At 61.0% G+C, this 19,103-nt stretch carries 13 protein-coding genes and 1 tRNA gene; 8 read left to right on the top strand and 6 right to left on the bottom strand.

The genetic code is table 11. The features are described from left to right. Positions 1–226: 226 nt before the first annotated feature. The 5 genes from U8U01_RS00780 to U8U01_RS00760 form a co-directional block, all read right to left on the bottom strand. On the bottom strand, positions 227–1,669 hold the full coding sequence (locus tag U8U01_RS00780; RefSeq protein ID WP_322168929.1) for an FGGY-family carbohydrate kinase: 1,443 nt from the start codon (positions 1,667–1,669) through the stop codon (positions 227–229). Further along, a complete protein-coding gene (locus U8U01_RS00775; protein ID WP_322168925.1) occupies positions 1,654–2,607 on the bottom strand; it encodes a transketolase family protein in 954 nt (317 codons plus the stop codon). Before U8U01_RS00775 ends, U8U01_RS00780 begins: the two co-directional genes overlap by 16 nt. After that, entirely contained in the window at positions 2,600–3,436 is an 837-nt protein-coding gene (locus tag U8U01_RS00770) for a transketolase (RefSeq protein ID WP_367575580.1), read from the bottom strand. Before U8U01_RS00770 ends, U8U01_RS00775 begins: the two co-directional genes overlap by 8 nt. A 357-nt stretch (positions 3,437–3,793) precedes the next feature. Continuing rightward, positions 3,794–5,197 (bottom strand): L-fucose/L-arabinose isomerase family protein, encoded by a 1,404-nt coding sequence (locus U8U01_RS00765; protein WP_322168923.1) that lies wholly within the window; start codon positions 5,195–5,197, stop codon positions 3,794–3,796. Positions 5,198–5,261: 64 nt separating this feature from the next. Beyond that, positions 5,262–6,284 (bottom strand): LacI family DNA-binding transcriptional regulator, encoded by a 1,023-nt coding sequence (locus U8U01_RS00760; RefSeq protein WP_322168920.1) that lies wholly within the window; start codon positions 6,282–6,284, stop codon positions 5,262–5,264. Positions 6,285–7,046: 762 nt separating this feature from the next. On the opposite strand from U8U01_RS00760, the gene U8U01_RS00755 reads away from it, so the two are divergent. The 6 genes from U8U01_RS00755 to U8U01_RS00730 all read left to right on the top strand — a co-directional run bounded on the left by U8U01_RS00755 (position 7,047) and on the right by U8U01_RS00730 (position 13,550). Further along, complete coding sequence (locus tag U8U01_RS00755; RefSeq protein ID WP_322168917.1) at positions 7,047–7,781, top strand: LytR/AlgR family response regulator transcription factor; 735 nt, start codon at positions 7,047–7,049, stop codon at positions 7,779–7,781. Further along, positions 7,781–8,758 (top strand): sensor histidine kinase, encoded by a 978-nt coding sequence (locus U8U01_RS00750; RefSeq protein ID WP_322168914.1) that lies wholly within the window; start codon positions 7,781–7,783, stop codon positions 8,756–8,758. Before U8U01_RS00755 ends, U8U01_RS00750 begins: the two co-directional genes overlap by 1 nt. A 208-nt stretch (positions 8,759–8,966) precedes the next feature. Beyond that, positions 8,967–9,854 (top strand): glycosyltransferase family 2 protein, encoded by an 888-nt coding sequence (locus tag U8U01_RS00745; RefSeq protein WP_322168912.1) that lies wholly within the window; start codon positions 8,967–8,969, stop codon positions 9,852–9,854. Beyond that, the gene (locus U8U01_RS00740; protein ID WP_322168909.1) at positions 9,851–11,590 is read left to right on the top strand and encodes an ABC transporter ATP-binding protein; all 1,740 of its coding nucleotides are present in this window, start codon (positions 9,851–9,853) and stop codon (positions 11,588–11,590) included. The genes U8U01_RS00745 and U8U01_RS00740 overlap by 4 nt, the downstream gene beginning before the upstream one ends. Continuing rightward, positions 11,587–13,347 carry an ABC transporter ATP-binding protein gene (locus U8U01_RS00735; RefSeq protein ID WP_322168906.1) on the top strand — a complete coding sequence of 587 codons (1,761 nt, stop codon included), beginning with the start codon at positions 11,587–11,589 and terminating at the stop codon, positions 13,345–13,347. The genes U8U01_RS00740 and U8U01_RS00735 overlap by 4 nt, the downstream gene beginning before the upstream one ends. 116 nt (positions 13,348–13,463) lie before the next feature. After that, positions 13,464–13,550, top strand: a tRNA-Leu gene (locus tag U8U01_RS00730). A gap of 345 nt (positions 13,551–13,895) precedes the next feature. Here U8U01_RS00730 and U8U01_RS00725 read toward each other — a convergent pair. Continuing rightward, entirely contained in the window at positions 13,896–14,459 is a 564-nt protein-coding gene (locus U8U01_RS00725) for a TetR/AcrR family transcriptional regulator C-terminal domain-containing protein (RefSeq protein ID WP_322168903.1), read from the bottom strand. A gap of 212 nt (positions 14,460–14,671) precedes the next feature. On the opposite strand from U8U01_RS00725, the gene U8U01_RS00720 reads away from it, so the two are divergent. Next, positions 14,672–16,783, top strand: a complete 2,112-nt coding sequence (locus U8U01_RS00720; protein WP_322168901.1) for an efflux RND transporter permease subunit — start codon at positions 14,672–14,674, stop codon at positions 16,781–16,783. Between the two features lie 36 nt (positions 16,784–16,819). Next, a complete protein-coding gene (locus tag U8U01_RS00715) occupies positions 16,820–19,012 on the top strand; it encodes a hypothetical protein (protein ID WP_322168897.1) in 2,193 nt (730 codons plus the stop codon). Positions 19,013–19,103: the final 91 nt, after the last annotated feature.

Here is a 19,103-nt window from a genome sequence, read left to right as displayed (position 1 = left end):
ACATCCCCCATTTTTCCACAGCCGGCATAATGCCTGGGCGTGTCCAAAACCAGTGTTTTATGACGAAGTAACCGGCCTCCGGCGGTTTAGGGGCGTTGCCCCTAAAAACCCTACCACCTTTGAAAAGGTGGACGAAACTTTTCCTTACCCATCGCCAAAACATTGTGCGTATAACAACGCCTTTGGGCACGCCCTAACGCCTGCCTCCTTTGTTTTCGTCTGTACTTTATACCAGCATACCTACCGCTTTTTTCCATCCGCCATAGTGCTTTTCCATCCAGCCGCTACCCTTTTGGGGGCGGTAGCTGTGGCGCCCGGCCCGCTCCAGTACCTCCGGCCGGTACAGCCCGCAGGCAATGCCCGCGCAGTACCCCGCGCCCATGCCGGAAAGCTCCTCCCGCTCCGGCACGGCCACCGGCAGGCCCAGTATGTCCGCCTGGAACTGCATCAAATACCCGTCCCTGGTGGGCCCCCCGTCCGCCCGCAGTTCTGTCAGGGGGATGCCCTCTTCGCGCATGGCCTCCACCACGTCCGCTATCTGGTACCCAATGCACTCTTCCGCGGCCTTCACCAGTTCCGCCCGGCCGGTACCCCGGCCCATGCCCCAAAACATCCCCCTGGCAGCGGGCTGCCAGTACGGGGCCCCCAGCCCGGTAAAGGCCGGCACCAGGTAGGTCCCGTCCTCCGGGTCGGCCTGTGCCGCCACCCGGCCCGCCTCTTTGGGCGATGCCAGCAGCCCCAGGCCCTCTGCCACCCAGGTGGTCACGGCCCCCGCGTAGTTGATGTTCCCCTCCAGCACATACTGCACCTTGCCGCCCATGCCCCAGGCCAGCGAGGTCACAATGCCCCGGCCGCTGTGCACCGGCGCCTCCCCCACGTGCACCATCACCGAAGACCCGGTGCCGTAGGTGGCCTTGCCCATGCCCGGTTTCACGCAGCCCTGCCCAAACAGCGCCCCGTGGGAGTCCCCCAGCACCCCGTGCACCGGCACCGGCCGGGGCAGCAGCCCTTCCAGGTCCGTGTCCCCAAAGCGGCTGTCGCTCATGCATACAGCGGGCAGCAGCCCCCTGTCCACCCCAAAGGCCCCGCACAGCCCCTGGTCCCAGCACAGCCGGTGGATGTCAAACAACTGGGTACGGCTGGCGTTGGAGTAATCCGTCTTAAACTGCCCGGTCAGCTTGTACAAGAGCCAACTGTCAATGGTCCCCGCGCACAGGCGCCGGCCCTGCAAGTCCGGGGTATTCTCCAGTAGCCAGGCCCACTTGGCCGCCGGAAAGTAGGGGGAAAGCCGCAGCCCGGTTTTCCGGCTGATCTCCTCCCCCCGCCCCGCCAACCGTGCGCAGATGTCCTGGGCCCGGCCGCACTGCCACACCACCGCGTCCGCCACCGGCAGGCCGGTGTCCCTGTCCCACACCAGCGCCGTTTCCCGCTGGTTGCTTATGCCAATGGCCTCAATCCCCGCCGGGTCCACCCCGGTGGCGTCCAGCAGTTTCCCGGCCGCCAGCAGGGTGTTCCGGTAGATCTCCACCGGGTCGTGGCTCACCCAGCCCTTCCCGTTTACCTTCTGGGCGTGGGGCAGGTCGGCCCGCCCCACCAGTTCCCCTTCCCGGTCCAGCAGCAGGGCCTTGGTGCCGCTGGTGCTCTGGTCTATGCTCAAGATATACTGCATCCCAACATCTCCTCTACACAGCGGGCAATGCCCTCGCCCGTAAGCCCGTAGTGGGCAAACACCTCCCGGCTGGTCCCGGCAACCACCGGCGCGTCCGGCAGGGCCAGGCACCGTATCCGCCGGGGGCAGCACGCGCCCACTGCCTGGGCCACCATGCTGCCCAGCCCCCCGTAGGGCGCGTGCTCCTCCACCGTCACCACCACCTCCGCCGCGGCGGCGGCCTCTTCCACAGCCTGCCGGTCCAGGGGTTTCACGCAGTACATATCCAGCACGCTGGCGGCTATGCCCCGCTGCCCCAACCGCCTGGCGGCCTCCAGCGCCGGGTAGACCATCTCCCCGCAGGCGATCACCGCCGCCCGCACCTTTTCCCCTTTCCCCATCAGCCAGTTGGCCCGGTCCATCACAAAGGGGCAATGGGTTTCGCTGTAAATATCCTCCACCGGGTTGCGCCCCACCCGGATGTAAGCCGGCCTGTGGTCCTCCAGCAGGGCTTCCGTCAGGCGCTTTGTCTGATGCCGGTCGCTGGGCAGGTACACCCGCATATTGGGCAGGGCGCTCATGGCCGCAATATCCTGTGCCGAATGGTGGCTCATCCCCAGCGCCCCGTAGCTTACCCCGCCGGAAATGCCGATCAGCTTCACATTGGTGTCCGAGTAGGCGCAGTCCACCTTGGCCTGCTCATAGCTGCGGGTGCTGAGGAAACAGGCCGGCGAGGCCGCAAAGGCTTTCATCCCGCAGGCAGCCATCCCCGCGGCCATGCTCACCAGGTTCTGCTCCGCAATGCCCACCTCCACAAACTGTGCCGGGAACCGCTGGGCAAAGGGCGCCAGGCTGGCGCTGCCCCGGCTGTCGCTGCACAGCACCACAATATCCCGGTCGGTTTCGGCCCTGTCCATCAGGGCCTGGCAGATCGCCTGCCGGTTGGGTATGTTATGCATACCGGGCCGCCTCCTTCCTTTTTGCAAACTCTTCTTTAATCTGCCCGTACTCCTCCCAAGTGGGCAGATGGTGGTGCCACGCCGCCTTGCCCTCCATCAGCGCCGCGCCATAGCCCTTGGTGGTGTTCGCGATGATCACCACCGGTTTCCCGGTAAGTTCCTTGGCCCTGGCATAGGCTTTGTCCAGTTGGGCCAGGCAGTCCCCGTCCACCGAAAGCACCTCCCAGCCAAAGGCGGCAAAGCGCCCGGCCAGCGGCTCATGCCCCATCACCTCTTCGGTGGTGCCGGAGATCTGCAACCGGTTGCGGTCCACCACCGCGCACAGGTTGTCCAGCCGGTAGTGCCCGGCGGCCATGGCCCCCTCCCAAACAGAGCCCTCGGCCAGTTCCCCGTCCCCCATAATGGTGTACACCCGGAACCCGGCCCCTTTGCGTTTCCCGGCCAAAGCCATCCCCACGCACACCGGCAGCCCGTGGCCCAGCGAGCCGGCGTTCATCTCTACCCCCGGCAGCTTGTTGTTGGGGTGGCCAATGTAGGGCGAGCCGAACCGTGAGAACCCCTTTTCCACCTCCGCCCAGTCCAAAAAGCCCCGGTGGCACAGCACCGCGTAATAGGCCTCCATCGCGTGCCCCTTCGAGAGCACGAACCTGTCCCGGTCCGGGTCACCGGCGCTCTCCGGGCTGATGCGCAGGTGGTTCTCGTAAAGCGCCAGCAGGGCGTTCAGCAGGCTCATGTCCCCGCCAATGTGCCCCCCGCCCCCGGCCATAATCAAGTCCAAAACCCGCTGCCGCAAATCCCAGCTCAGCAGCTCCAATTCACGTATGTTCAAACTATCCCCGCTTTCTATGTTTATATCCCGCCCCTGGCCCCCGGCGGCCGGGGCCTTGCCCCAGCCCACTTTGGGCCCCCCGCCGGGGCTTTGCCCCGGTCCCCACTGGCCTCCGGCGGTCGGGGCTTTGCCCCGATCCCCACTTAGGGGACTTTTTGTAAAAAGTCCCCTAAGAACCCCCAAAAACTTTCCTGCCCCCCACCTGAATCCCCCCCAACGCCCGCAGCGCCTCGCCAGCCCGGCGCTTCCCCCGGCCCCGTTTTGGGCCCCCGCCCGCCGGGGCTTTGCCCCGATCCCCTAAGAACCCCCAAAAACTTTCCTGCTCCCACTAAATGTCCTCTGCCGGCCCGCCGTCCTTTATTCCCCCCGCAGATACGCCCGCACCTGGGCCTCGTTCCCGTCGTACAGGTCCGGGGTAATGCCCATATACTTGCACGCCTCATACAGCACCGGCACCACGTCCTTGTGAATGCCCACGCAGTGGTGGATATACGGCCCCTCCACAATCTTCGCCTCCAGCCGCTTGATGTTCTCCACCTCCACCCACAGGTAGGTGCCCATCCCCTTGGGGCCGTCTATGCCCTTGGCGTTGCCCAGCAGCAGGCTGTACGCGCCGTTGTCCCCGTCAAACCGGCACAAAGTCAGGTCCCCATGCTTGGCCTCGGCGGTTATGGCCCCTGGGTGGTCAAACGCCAGCGGGTAGGTAATGCACGGCCTGCACCCCGCCACCGAGAGGGGCCAGGGCCCACAGTGCTGCAAAAGTTCCCCGTTCTCCCTGTCCGGGTGCCGGATGGTCCAGTCCGCAAAAAAGCTCCGGGTGCCGTCGTTGGCGGCAGCCTCCGCCAGCAGGGCCGTCACCGCCCCGTGTATATCCGTTTCGCACACCACCGGTATCCCCTTATCGTTCAGCAAGGCGTTGGCCGCGCAGGGCATAATGCCCAGCTCCCCCTGCAAGGCGTTCCAGCACTGGATCGCCGCCGCGTTGCAGTGGTATTTCCCCACCAGGCGTTCCATGGCCACCGCCAGCCCGGCAACCATCTCCAGTTGCCCGTCCGTCACGTTGATGTCCATATGTTCCCGGCAGTAGGCCATGGCCGCCTGCACTTCTGCCCCCTGGGCGAGGGCTTTTTTCACTTCCCCGGTCAACTCCGGCAGCGGGATGGGCGCAAGCTGGATGTTGAACTTCTCCAGCAACTCCCCCTCGTTGCACATGGTCGACCAAAAGTCAAACGGCCGGGGCCCAATCTGCAAGATCCTGATGTTCCGGAAGGTGCGCACCACCCGGCACACCGCCAAAAAGTCCCGCAGCCCCCGCGCAAACACCGGGTCGTCCAGCCGGCAGTTGGTCAGGTAGGTAAAGGGCACCCCAAACCGCCGCAGCACCTTGCCGGTGGCAAACAGCCCGCACTGGGTGTCCCGCAGCCGGGTGCCGTCGGGTTCCGGCCGCTCGTCCAGGGGCCCCCACAGCAGCACGGGCACGCCCAAATCCTTGGCCAGCCTGGCGCACAGGTACTCGGTGCCAAAGTTGCAGTGGGGCAAAAACAGCCCGTCCACCTCCGCCGCCTTAAACTTCTCCAAAATCCGCAGCCGGTCCTCCTCGCTGTACAGCAGCCCTTCCCCGTTGATGCCGTCGATGTCCACAAACGCCACCCCCAGTTCCCGCAGCCGCTCTGCCGTCAGCCCCCGGTACTTCACCGCGTCCGGCGCGCTGAAAATGCTCCGCCTGGTAGGCGCAAACCCCAGCTTGATGGTTCTTTCCATACAAAATCTCTCCTTTATCTCTATACTGCCAGGCCGGTGTACCGGCCCGCCTGCCCTTTCCCGGTCAGCCCGGCGCCTTCCCCTGGTCCCGCAGGTCCCGCACGCTGTCCCTGCACACAAAGGCGCTGGTTACCTGCACCTTGGTGCGGTACCCGCCCCCGTCCCCGGCTATCTCCAGCAGCCTGCGCACGGCGGCCTGGCCCATCTCGTAGTTGAACACCCGCACCGTGGTCAGCGGCGGGCTGGAAATGGCGCAAAAAGGCAAATCGTCAAACCCCACCACCGATACCTCCCCCGGCACCTGCCGCCCGGCCTGTTCCAGGGCCCGCATGGCCCCCAGGGCGATCATATCGTTGTCCGCAAAAAAGGCCGTCGGCAGTTCCGCCCCGCTGGCCAGCCAGGCCGCCATATCCGCCCTGGCCTGCTCCATGCCGGTAGAAAGGGGCACGGTGTACCGGGGCTCCACCGGCAGGCCATGTTCCGCCATGGCCCGCAGATAGCCCTGCCGCCGGTAGTAGAAGTTCTTGATCTGCCCCTTCCCCTGCAAATGCCCAATACGGCTATGCCCCTGGCCGATCAGGTAGGAAACCGCCTCAAACGCCCCGTCGGTATTGTCGATGAGCACCGCGCTAAAGGGCAGCCCCTCGTACCAGTTGTCCAGCACCACCACCGGCCCCGCCGCTTTCCGGAACCGGGCGGCCTCCCCGGCCTCCATCTCCGTGGCCAGCAGCAGCAGCGCCGCGCCGCTGTCCTCCAGCAGTTCCGCCAGCCGGGCGTCATAGTCCGGGGCCCCCTTTTGCAGGTGGCAGGTTATAAGCTCCAGTTTCAGCCGGCGGCACTCCGCCTCCACCCCCGCCATCAGCCGGGCAAAAAACGGCGAGTCATTGACCACCGCCCCGTCGGCCTGGTACACCACCAGCCGCAGCCGCTGCAAGCCCGGCCCGTCAAAATACCCCGCCTCCCTGGCGGCCCGCAAAATCTTCTCCGCGGTTTCCCGGCTCACCCCCCGCTTGTTGTTCAGCGCGTTGGAAACCGTCGCCGGTGAAAACCCCGTCATCTCGCTAATACTCCGAACGCTCGCCTTCATCGCCCCTACCTCCTTTTCTCTTTTCATGCCGCGCCGGATCCTCCAGCGCCCTATCACCCAACACAGCCCTCCGCTGCCCCCCCCCACTTCTCCCCCTCCACGCCGTAAAACTCTCCGCGCCCCATCAAAGCCAACCCAGCACAGCCCCCACGCCGCACCCCGGCCCATTCCAAACAACCGCAAAACAAAACACAAAAACGAACAACTAAATAATTCACATCTATGTTTATAGAATACCACACTCACGCCCGAAAGTCAAGTAATATCTGCCCCCTACCCGCCCATAATCTGCCCATAACCCCCCTCCTACCCCCTGGTTACATCCCTCTAACCCACCCCAAAACCCCCTCCAATCCCCCGCATAAACAAAATATAAAACCGTTCGCCACCCGTTTATACCAAAACCAGCCATTTTCCTAACCCATAATTGATAACCGCCGCCCCCCTTCCAAATCCCCCCCACAAAAAACACACCTCTTGCCCAATCCGTCCAAACGCCCCCTTAACATCCCCGCGTAAAAGTTTCGGGCCGCCCTTTTCAAAGGGTGGCTGGTTTGGGCGGAGCCCAACAAAAAGCCTCCACACCCCCGCGTAAAAGTTTCGGGCCGCCCTTTTCAAAGGATGGCCGGTTTGGGCGGAGCCCAGCAAGAAACCGCAACACCCCCGAAAAAGCCCGGAAAACCGGGGGAAACGGGGTGGCAAGTTGACTTAGGCGCCTGACTGTGCTACACTATAAGGCACCCCAAGGAAGGAGGCCACACCATGCGCATCATCCTGTGTGACGACGACCCGGCGCCCCTTGCCCAGTTACAGTCCTACCTGCTGGAGTACTTTGCCTCCAACCGGCTGGATCCCCCGGTATTATGCGCCTACACCCAGGTTTCCCAGCTTTTGGCGGCAGAATCCCACCCCGCCGTCCCCCCAGCCGCCCTGGCCTTCCTGGACGTAGAAATGCCCGAAACCAACGGTATCAGCCTGGGTGCCCGGCTGGCCGCCCAAAACCCCTACCTCAAGATCTTCATCGTCACCTCCTACCCCGACTACCTGGATGACGCCATGAAATTCCACGTATTCCGCTACCTTTCCAAGCCGGTAGATAAAAACCGGCTGTTCCGCAACCTGAAGGACGCCCTCTACCAGCTCAGCGTAGACACCCGCCCCGTCCTGCTGGAAACCCCCACAGAGTCCCTGACCCTGCTCTCCCACGAAATCCTGCTGGTAGAGGCCCAGGGGCGCAGGCCGGTGGTACGCACGGCCACCGGCCTGTACCAGTCCACCCAAACCATGCGGCATTGGGAGGAAACGCTGCTGGGCATTGGCAGCTTTTACCAGCCCCACCGCAGTTTCCTCATCAACATGAAATACGTCCGCCGCTTTTCCGCAAACCTGATCACCCTATGCGCCCCGGACGGCGCCGAGTACGCCGCTTACCTGACCCGGCGCAAGTGCAAAGACTTTAAAAATACCTATATGCTCTATGTGGAGGCGATGCGCTGATGACCGAAACCCTCTACCTGCTGATGGGGTTCTTTGCCTTGGCCCTGGCCGGCAGGCTGCTCTATGTAGGCTATACCGCGCTGCTGGCCCGCCTGGCCAAAGCAGGTGCGCCGCTCCAAGGCCGCGCCATCCCGGCACTGCTGACGGGCTTTTCCCTGTGCACGCTGTTCATCCTGTTTATGATGGGTTTCTGCGTGGCAGTAGCCGGGTTCCCGCTCACCCTGGGCTCCGCGCTGCTGGCAGGGCTGTTGATCCTGCTCTTCAACAACCTGCTGCTCTTTGTGGGGTACCAGGTCAACCGGCAGATGTACCGCCGCAGCCTGGACCAGCAGTTGATGCGCCAGAAACAGCGCACCGAGGCCGGCTATTACCAGGCCCTGGAGGAGCAATATGACCGCCAACGGGTGCTCATCCACGATATACGCAAGCACCTGGCGGCACTGCGGGACCTGGCCGACCGGGCGGACAACCAGGGGGTAGCCCGGTATGTCGCCCAGTTGGAGGCCTCCCCTGCCCTACAGCGGAAAGCGCGTATCTGCGGCAACCACCTGCTGGACGTGGTACTGTGCCGGTGCCAGGAAGTCTGCGAGGGCAAAGGCGTGGCCTTTACCGCCGATGTGCGGGAGGGTGCCGCAGACTTTATGGAGCAGGCAGATATCACCGCCCTGTTTGGCAACCTGCTGGAAAACGCTGTGGAGGCTGCCACCGGCTCTCCCGGCGGGTACATAGAGCTTTTGGCCGACGCCCGGCCGGGCAGCGCCCTTACCGTCACGCTGGTGAACACCTGTACCCTGCCCCCAGAACCGGACGGCAAGGGCGGTTTCCTGTCCCGCAAAGCCCAAAAAGAGCAGCACGGGCTGGGCCTGAAGAGCATACGCAGCGCCATACAAAAATACAGCGGCAGCCTGCGCCAATACTACGAGGCGGAAACCGGGCTGTTCCATACCATTGTACTGCTCCAACGGCCAGCCCCCTAGCGGCCGGACACGTTGCCTGTTTACCCCTGCCGCCCAAAACATACCGCCCAAAGGCCCCCACCGCGTGTGGGGGCCTTTTTGTGCGTCTACAGGGCCCTGGCAACCAAAACAGCCCGATTTTCGACCACTCATGCAAAACCCCTTGTATTTCCCGCTTGAAATGCTATACTGGGGCAAAAAGATACCACACGAAGAAAGGGTGTTTGCTATGAAAAAGATCTCCGTTATCATCCCCGTTTACAACAACCCAGAGGAACTGCGGCTTACGTTGGATTCCGTGGCCGGCTCCCATTTCCCCCTGGCAGATTTGGAGGTGCTGGTCTGTGATGACGGCTCCTCTGCCGGTATGCAGGCTGTGGCAGAGGCATACGCCGGGCAGTTTGCCCTGCGGTACTTCTGGCAGGAGGATGCGGGGTTCCGCCCCGGTACGGCCCGGAATATGGGCATACGCGCCGCGGACTCCCAACTGTGCGTGTTCCTGGACAGCGGGGTGATCCTTACCAGCAGTTGCCTGGCGGAGCATTACCGGCTCTATCAGGCGCACGGGGAAAAGCTGGTCACGATCGGCTACATCTTCGGCAATGACCTGACCTCTGACCTGGAGGAAATGCGGGGGATCATCCATGCCCATGCCCCGGACGAGGCCGCCGCCCTCATGGCAGAACGCCGGATGCTGGACGGCCGGGAACGGGACTACGCCTCTTGCGGGGACGCCCTTCACCGCTGGCCCGCCCCCTGGATCGTGCTGTGGAGCCTGCATTTCTCAGTGCCTACGGCGTTTATGCGGGAAAACGGCCTGTACTTCGACGAGTTCTTCTGCACCTGGGGCTGCGAGGACAACGACTTCGGCATACAGGCCCATGAAAAAGGGGCCCGGTTCGTGCTGGCCAGGGAGGCAAAGGCCATCCACTACCCGGCCAAGGAGCGCAGCTACGACAGGCTCCACAACGATCCGGTGTTCCGGGCGGGCTGGCTGAAAAACAAGGACTATCTGCGCCAAAAATGGGCGGATCACCCGCTGGTACAGCTTTGGCTGACAGAGGGTGGCAAGGCCATTAAAGACCTGCCCCTGCTGGAAGAGGGGGCGGGGCTATGAACGCCGGCTCCCTTTTGCGGTTTTACATCGACAACCGGCGGTACCTGCCGGGCATTGTGGTCATTGTGGGGCTGTCCCTGGTATCCGGGGTGCTGAAGATGCTTTCGGCCACCTACTGGGGCCGCTCCCTGGACTACGGCGTGGCCGGCCTTACCCAGGAGATGCTGGCCACCGCCGGGATGATGGCCCTCTTTATCCTGTTGGACTGCGCCCGGACAGCCCTGCACTACCGGATCATCGGGCATATAACGGAGGATATGTTCCTGGGGGTACGGGGCCGGGCCTTTGAAAAGCTGACCCGCGGGGATATGTCCGTGCTGGAGCAGAAGTTCCGTACCGGGGACGTGGCCGCCCGGCTCAACGGGGATATCGACTTCCTGAGCACTTTTTCGGCAGGGCATATCAGCAATTTCTCCCGGCTGATCTTCTCCGGCCTGTTCGGGCTGACAGCCTGCGTGTTCATTTCCTGGCAGTTGTCCATCGCCTACCTGATCATCCTGCCGGTGTCTTTGTGGATGGTGGGGGCCATCAGCCGGCCCATAGAGGACCAAGCCAAGCGCTCCATGGATCAGACGGGCTCTGCCATGAGTATTGCCGCCGATGTGATCGCCGGGGCACTGAGCGTAAAGGCCTTTGCCGCCGAAAAGGTACTGGGCAAGCGGTTCGACCGGGCGGTAGATGCCTCCCTGGATCAGAAAGTGCGCTCGGAGCGGCTGAGCATGAAGATGACCGGGGTAAAGTACCTGGCCAGCGTAGCCCAGACCATGAGCCTGTTTTTGATCGGCTCCTGGCTGGTGAGTTCCGGGCAGCTAACTGTGGGGGCCTTTGTAAGTTTTGTTACCCTGAGCGGCTATATCACCGAATCCTTCAGCCAGTCTGACTATATGCTAAAAACCGCGCGCGGCGCCTCGGCCAGCGCCCGCCGGTATTACGAGGTCATCGACATACCCGACGAGCCTGTTGGCCCGGTGCGCCGCCCTACAGGGGAAAACCCTGTCCCCTGTGCGGCGGAGGGCCTGTGCTTTGCCTACGGGCCGGGCAGCCCCCGCGCCCTGGACGGCCTGGCCCTACAGGTTCCTCCCGGCAAAAAGGTGGCCGTGCTGGGGGCCAGCGGCTGCGGCAAGTCTACGCTGGTCAAGCTGATCTGCCGGTTCTACCTGCCGGAGGACGGCAGCCTGCGGCTGCTGGGCACCCCCACGGAGGAATGGGACCCAGAGGCCCTGCGAGAGAACCTGTCCATCGTCACCCAGGACCCCTGCCTGTTTGCGGGGAGTTTCTATGAGAATATCGCCTATGGCCGGCCCGGCCTTACCCGTGCGGCGTGCGAGGCCGCCCTGCGGGAAGTAAGCCTGTGGGACTTTGTAAGCGCTTTCCCCGACGGGATGGACCACCCCATTGGCGAAGGGGGCCGGGATCTTTCCGGCGGGCAGCGGCAACGGCTGTGCATTGCCCGCGCAATGGTAAAACAGGCCCCCCTGGTGCTGTTGGATGAGGCCACCTCTGCCCTGGATTTGCAGACCGAGCGGGAAGTGCAGGCCTCGCTGGACAAACTACTGGAAGGGCGCGGGGCGGTGATCATCGCCCACCGGCTCTCTACCGTGCAGGGGGTAGATTACATTTACGTGCTGGAGGACGGCAAAGTAGCGGAAGAGGGCGCCCCCCACGCCCTGCTGGCCCAGCGGGGCCGGTACTATGAGATGTGCCGCCTACAGGGCTTAAAGGAGGTGTCCGTATGAAAAAACGGTCTGTAATCCGGCTGTTCTGGCAGTGCTTTTCTTACCTGGGGCCTGCCCGGTGGCGGTATGTGCTGGGCCTGCTGCTAAGCTGTTTCGAGTTTGCCCTGCTGTTCGCCCTGCCCTATGTAAACCGCGCCTTGCTGGATATTATCACCGGCGCGCGGGAGGACAATATTTTCCTGGCCCTGCTGGCGATGCTGGGGCTGTTCCTGCTGCTGGCCCCACCGGTGGTCTACGGGGCCTACCTGCGGGCCACTTGTTCGGAGCTGGCCACGGCCCGGCTGCGCAAGGAGCTGTTCCGGCACATAGCCCATATGCCCTATGAGCGCCTGACGGGCTACCGGACCGGGGACTACATCACCCGCCTAACCAGCGATGCGAACCGTTGCGGCTATGCCCTGGGCGGGTTCTCGGTGGTGCAGCTTCTGCGGTTTGCTGCGGTGTTCCCGGTCACGCTGGTGTTGCTGCTGCGCAACGACTGGCGCATCGCCCTGGCCGGGGTGCTGTACGGCAGCATAAACATGGCCCTCTCGCTATACCTAAACCCCAGGGCTAAGCAGCAGGAGGCGGTGGCAAAAGGAGAAATTGCCAACTCGGCCTCTTTTCTGGTAGAGGCTTTGCGCTCCATGCCGGTGGTACGGGTGTTTGTAATGCGGGAGGCGATGGCTGCGCGCTATCGGGCCATCTGCCAAACCATACGCCAAAAGCGCATGAAGTACCAGAACATCATCGGCCTGACCTACGGGGTGGTAGACTTTTTCGCCCAATCGGCCCAGGCGGTAGGGTTTATACTGGGCATACTGTTGGCAAAAGAGGGCCAGACCTTAGGCCAAGCCGCCTTTAACGCCACGCTGATGGGCATGATGGGCGACGCCATCTACCGGCTGAGCACCTTCCTGCTGCTGAGCCAGGCAAACCTGGTAGCTATGGAGCGGGTACAGGGGGTGCTGGACCAGCCCTTGGAGGACCTGGAAACCGGGCATACCCAGGTGGATACCGGCCATGCAGTTGCCGTGGATTTCCGGGGGGTAAGTTTTTCCTACGATGGAAAAACCAATGTCATTGAGGGCCTGGACCTGACCCTGCACCGGGGGGAGCGGCTGGCCATCGTGGGGGGCTCCGGCGGGGGCAAGTCCACGATCGTCAAGCTGATAGAAGGTTTTTACACCCCCACAGCCGGGGAAATCGTACGCTTTGGCCAGACAGGGCTTTCATTGGCCGCCACACGGGCGTTGTTTGCCTATGTGCCCCAGGAATGCACCCTGTTTGACGGCACCATAGGTGAAAATATCCTGTTGGGACGGCAGGGGGCCACCCAAGCCCAGGTGGAAGAGGCCGCCCGGACGGCGGATATCCACGACTTTATCTTAAGCCTGCCAGAGGGCTACCAGGCCCAGGCAGGCGAACAGGGCGGGCAGCTTTCCGGGGGGCAGCGGCAGCGCATTGCCATTGCCCGCGCCCTTCTGAAAGATGCGCCGGTGCTGCTGCTGGACGAGGCCACGGCCTCTTTGGACTCCGCAGCGGAAAAGGAAGTGCAGCAGTGCCTGGATCGGATCGCCCAGGATAGGACCACCGTTACCGTAGCCCACCGGCTGAGCACCATTGAGAACGCCGACCGCATTCTGGTCATGGAGGGCGGCAAGGTGGTGGAAGAAGGGGGATTTCACCAGCTTATGGCTAAGGGTGGCCGGTTTAAGGCATTATACGATAGCCAACAGCAGGCTGAGCGGTTAGGGCAAACCGGCGTTACGGCTTAACGGCGCGCCGTAGGGCCTTTCTGCCCACCGGAAGGCAGTGCGCTGGCCGCCGTGAAAAGTATGTAAAAAAACGCTTGCTTTTTTGGAAAGGGAGTGGTATAATAAATTTGTTAAAAGCCGGTGTGATGGAATTGGCAGACGTGATGGACTCAAAATCCATTGGTAGCGATACCGTGCCGGTTCGAGTCCGGCCACCGGCACCAGCGTAACGCTGGCCCCAATTCGCGCACCCACACTGGTGGATGCGCGAACTTTTTTGCCCGCAAGAAAAGCACCTATTGTTGTCCGAACCCCTACGGGCTTGGACAACAATAGGTGTTTTTCTTTTTCTGGGATTTATGCAGGGTTTGGCGTATACACTGGATCCTATTGGCTGGGACATATATGGCCAAAAGTTCAAATTAGCCATCAAAAATCAAATTCCCGGCCCCCGAAACCCTATGCCTAATTGGAAGTTCCTCCTAATAGCAGCAAAAGCGCAAAAAGGGTATGTGTTTCCTAAGCTGGCGGCTTTATAGGTTGGTACATAGTTTCCGGCTTACCACCCTTTACCGCCTGAATTTTTCCAACGCCGTTTCCATGCTGCCGTCCATCATAACAAAGTAGTCCTCCAGCCGTACGTGCCTTTCGTCGGGCATACCATCCTCTATCCATTCCAGGACAATCCCCGCATAGCCCCGCGCATACACCTTGGAAATAAACTCTTTTTTCTCCTCCGGCACGGCTTGGGCCTGGGGATAGGTTTCCAACCGGTTATATACCATCTGTGACACCCATTTGACCACCACCCGTTCGTACTGCACCCGGTTGGTCGCGTCATATCCGTGTAAAATGGCAATCCTGTGCTGGTAGAAGAAATGGAACAGCAGGCGGATCTGGTCTTGCCAGTTTTCGTCTACAGCGAGTTGCTGGCTGGCATATTTCTCAATACCCTGGGTCAAACACCACTCCATCAGGTCATAAATATCGCGAAAATGGTAGTAAAAGGTCTGCCGGTTAACGCCGCATTCTGTCGCGATATCTTTCACCGTTATTTTGTCAATACACCGCTTTTCCAGCAGTTCTAAAAACGTCTGGGCAATGGCCTGTTTGGTGGTTTGCCGCACGGGCATACGCTCCTCTCTGTATCGGTTTTCATTATTATATCGTATTTGCACACGGGATTCAAGATATTTCCGTGTTTTAGACAAAACCCCGGACGTGTAATATTTTTCAACAATCATTTCCGTCTGTTTGATTTTTGCACAGCGGCTACAATATGTCGGTTGCAGCGGGACCTACCCGGCAGTATAATAGGTGCAAATCAACCAATGGAGGGATCTCTATGAAACCCATTGCGCGGGCCGTCGTGCGCCACAGGAAACTGGTTTTAACCCTAGCTGTCCTGTTGCTGATACCAGCCCTGTTGGGCACGGCTGCAACCCGCATCAACTACGACATCCTCACGTATTTACCGCCGGAATTAGACTCCATGATAGGGGAAAAGGCCCTGGAGGAGGACTTTAACTTGGCCTCCACCGGCATGGTAACCGTGGAAGGCCTGCCCATGGAAGAACTGCTAAAGATGAAAGCGGAAATGGAACAGGTAACAGGTGTGGAGCAGGTGTTCTGGCTCAGCGATGTGATTGACCCGGCCATTCCCCGCGAAATGCTACCCGCAGCTATCCAGCAGGCCATGTACCAGGAAAACGCCACCCTGATGCTGGTACGGTTTTCGGCCCCCTCTGCCAGCGAGAGCACCATGAACGCTGTAAAGGAACTGAAAGGCCTTTTGCGGGAACACAGCTTTATGGGTGGCATGAGTGTGATCCTACAGGATACCAAGGCGCTGGTCGATAAGGAAATGCCACTCTATATCCTGTGCGCCGTGGGGGCCAGCCTGCTGGTGCTGTTTATGGCCATGGAGAGCACGTTGGTGCCGGTATTGTTTATGGTGGGGCTGGTATTCCCTATCCTGTATAATTTTGGTACCAACTGTTTTCTGGGGCAGATCAGCTACATCACCCAGGCCCTGTCCACCGTTTTGCAGTTGGGTGTAACCATGGACTTTTCCATTTTCCTGCTCCACCGGTATGAAGAAGAAAAAAGCATCTGTAAGGACAAGGAGCAGGCTATGGCAGGTGCTATCAGCAAGACATTCTCCTCTATTACAGCCTCCAGCCTTACTACCATCGCCGGTTTTTTGGCCCTATGTACCATGCGGCTGACCTTAGGCAGGGACATTGGCCTTGTGATGGCAAAGGGCGTGGCCCTGGGGGTACTGTGCACCGTCACCATCCTGCCCTCACTGATCCTGACCTTTGACCGCGCCGTAGAAAAGCACCGCCACAGGGTGCTCATCCCGCAACTTAGCCGGGCCAGCCATTTCATCACCCGGCACCCTGGGCCGATCCTGGCTGTATTTCTGGCTGTGGTGATCCCCTTCACCCTGGCCCAAAGCAAAACCAACGTTTACTATACCCTGTTTGACAGCCTGCCCCAGGATATGACCGGCATTGTGGGCACCAACAAGCTGAAAGAGGACTTTGGGATGACGACCACCCACTTTATTCTGGTGGACGGGGCGTTATCCAGCACACAGGTGGGCGAACTGTGTACTGACCTACGCCAGGTCGAAGGCGTCACACAGGCGGTTAGCTTGGACGCGCTTACGGGCCCGGCCCTGGACAGTTCCCAGTTGCCGGATGAACTGGCCCAACTGGCACAGTCAGGGGGGCGCAAGCTGATCATAGCCAACTCGGCATATAAAAGCGGCACCAGCGAACTAAACGCCCAGCTAGGGCAAATCGGCAGCCTAATAAAAGCAGTGGACCCAACAGGGGTTGTCACCGGGGAGGGCGCCATGACCAAAGACCTGATCCAAGTGGCGGATGTTGACTTTGCCAACGTCAATGTAACATCCATCGCGGTTGTTTTTGTAATCATCGCCCTTTCCTTCCTTAGTTTCTCCCTACCTGTGCTGCTGGTGGTTTCTATTGAAAGCGCCATATTCATCAATATGGGCATCCCATACTTCACCGGCACCCCCTTGCCCTTTATTGCCAGTATCGTAATTGGCACGGTTCAACTGGGCGCCACGGTAGACTACGCCATCCTGATGGCCTCACGTTTCCGGGAGGAACGCCAGGCAGGCCGCACGCCCAAGCAAGCGGCCCAAACCGCCTGCCAGTTTTGCAGCCAGAGCATCCTTTCCAGCGGGCTCACCTTTTTCGCGGCTACTGTGGGCGTGGCAGCCATCAGCCAAATGGAACTGTTAAAAAGCATTTGCCTGCTTATCTCAAGGGGCGCGCTGGTCAGTATGTTCGTTATCATATTCATCCTCCCTTGCCTGCTTATGCTGTTGGACCCGGTCATTAAGCACACCACCTTCCGCTGGTTGGGCAAGCGCCGTGGGCCGGCGGCGGAACAGCCGGCTGCAACCGTGCCGGACATATAGGATAAACTGATACATCAACGCGAAAGGAAGATTCTTATGAAATGGATGCAAAGAATAACCGCACTGGGCTTATCCGCCCTTTTGGCAGCGGGTATGGCCCTGCCTGCTTTAGCTGTAGATCCGCAAAGGCTGGAGAAAAACGAAACGGTTTATGTGGTGCTGGAACAGGACGGCAGTGTGCGCAGCCAGACCGTAAGTACCCATCTGCACCGGGAGGGAGGCTTTTCCGGCGCTGTGGACAGCACTATCCTATGGAATATTGAGAACACCCAGGACGGCGCCAATTTTACACAGGATGGGGAAACCCTTACCTGGGACACCGAGGGCGAAGATGTGTACTATAAGGGCGAAACCGACAGGCCCGCGCCCATCGGGGTGAAAATCACCTACTCCATAGACGGCCACGAGGCCCCCCTGGAGGAACTTTTGGGGAAAAGCGGCCGGGTCACCGTTACCATCGAACTGGAAAACCGGGAAACCGCTACCGTAGAAATTGACGGGGAGAAAAGAGAAGTGTGCACCCCGTTCGTCACAGTGGTAGGAGCCATGCTGGAGGAAGGCTGGAAGGTGGAAGAACCACCGCACGGCATGGTAAAGCCGGTGGGAAACCGGCAGGCTGTGGGTTTTGTCTGTATGCCCGGCGTACGGACCAGCCTGGAGGGCCTACTGCCAGAAGGGGTTTCCGATATAGACGGCTATCTGCTGGATCAGGTGGCTTTTGAGGCTGATGTAACAGACTTTACCGCGCCCAGCATATTTATCCTCTGCGCTACAGACGCTGAAAGCCTGAAGGCAGAAGGGCTATCCGGGTTAAAGGAACTGGATGGGCTTGACGCATTACAAGAGGATATGGATGCTTTGGACGAGGGCATCAGCCAACTTCTTGGCGGGGCAGCCCAGCTTACTGCAGGGGCCCAGGCCTTGCACAGCGGTACACTTGAGCTGGCATCTGGCGCGGCTACTCTGGTACAGGGGGCAGCCCAACTGAACTTAGGGGCTGTTTCACTACGCGACGGCGCACAGGAGTTGCGTATAGGGGCCAGCAATGCCCAGGCCGGGGCCCAGCAACTGCAAACCGGTGCGGAAGGGCTTTCCGGCGGGCTGTATGAACTGCAAGCCGGGACCGGGGCGCTCGTGCAAGGGTATGGCCAGCTAAAATCCGGCAGCAACACGCTGGTATCCGGGCTTGGGGAACTTCAAAGTAAGGGCACGGCCTTGGCCAGTGGCGCGGAGCAGTTGTCCCAGGGAATAGGAGATTTATACGCTGCTGCCGGCCCGGAGGGCCCGTTGGCGGCAGGTGCACAAGCCTTTGGGGCCGCATTGGAAAACGCCGCGTCAGCAGGCGCGGGCGCGTTCTCGCTGCCCGGCCCAGAGCAGTTCGTCCCCGCAGACCCCACCCTGGCCGCAGACCCCAACTACCAAGCACTCTTATCCGCTTACCAGCAGGCCCATGGCACAGCCCAGGGCTTGGCGAACGCGCTGGGCGAACTAAGCGGCAGCTACACACAGGTGGCTGCCGGCGTGCAGCAGGTAAGCGGTGGGATCCAGGCGTTGCAGGCAACGGTTTGCGGTGACAGCGGGCTTACCGCAGGGATTGCGGCCTATACACAGGGGGTGGCGGCGGCAAGTGCCGGGGCTACCCAACTGGACGCGGGCCTGGAACAACTGGGTAACCAGCTACCTGCCCTTACAGGCGGGGTTTCCCAGTTGGTAGATGGCTCAAACCAACTTTCCAGCGGGGCGCAGGCACTCTCACAGGGTAATGCGGCCCTGGCCGACGGCGCACAACGTTTGGCCCAGGGAAGTGAAGATTTGGTGAGCGGCACCCAGCAGTTCCAGCAGGGCATAGGCGCCCTACAGGCCGGGGTACAGTCCCTGGTCAGTGGCAGCGGCCAGGTCGCAGAGGGCGCCGGCAGTTTGCAAAACGGCCTAGAACAGTATAACAGCCAGGGGATCAGCAAGCTGACCGGCAGCTTAGACCGGCAAGAAACCGCCGCCCTAAAGGCCTGCCTGGAGGCGCTAGATGACCAAAAAGGGGCATATGGCTGTTTTGGCGGTACCCCGGACGGGGCCGCCACGTCCACCCGCTTTATCATGAAAACCGCGCAGGCAGCAGAGCATCCCGCCAGCGCGGAGGAAGATAGCACGGAAAGCCAACCCCAGGAGGAAAGCCTCTGGGACAAATTCCTGGGCCTGTTTCGCCCGGAAAAAGCCGAAGATGAAAATTGAAAGGCAATTATTTTCCCAGCCATAGAGCGGTCGTGATACCAGAAAGGCGGCCCTAAGTTCTTTCCTCTATGCAAAAGCCCTTGAGGGACAA

This window comes from Acutalibacter caecimuris, from assembly GCF_034335085.1.
GTDB classification, from domain to species: Bacteria; Bacillota; Clostridia; order Oscillospirales; family Acutalibacteraceae; genus Acutalibacter; species Acutalibacter caecimuris.
Note: the sequence above shows the minus strand (reverse complement) of the source record. Positions and strands in the feature narration are given on the sequence as shown.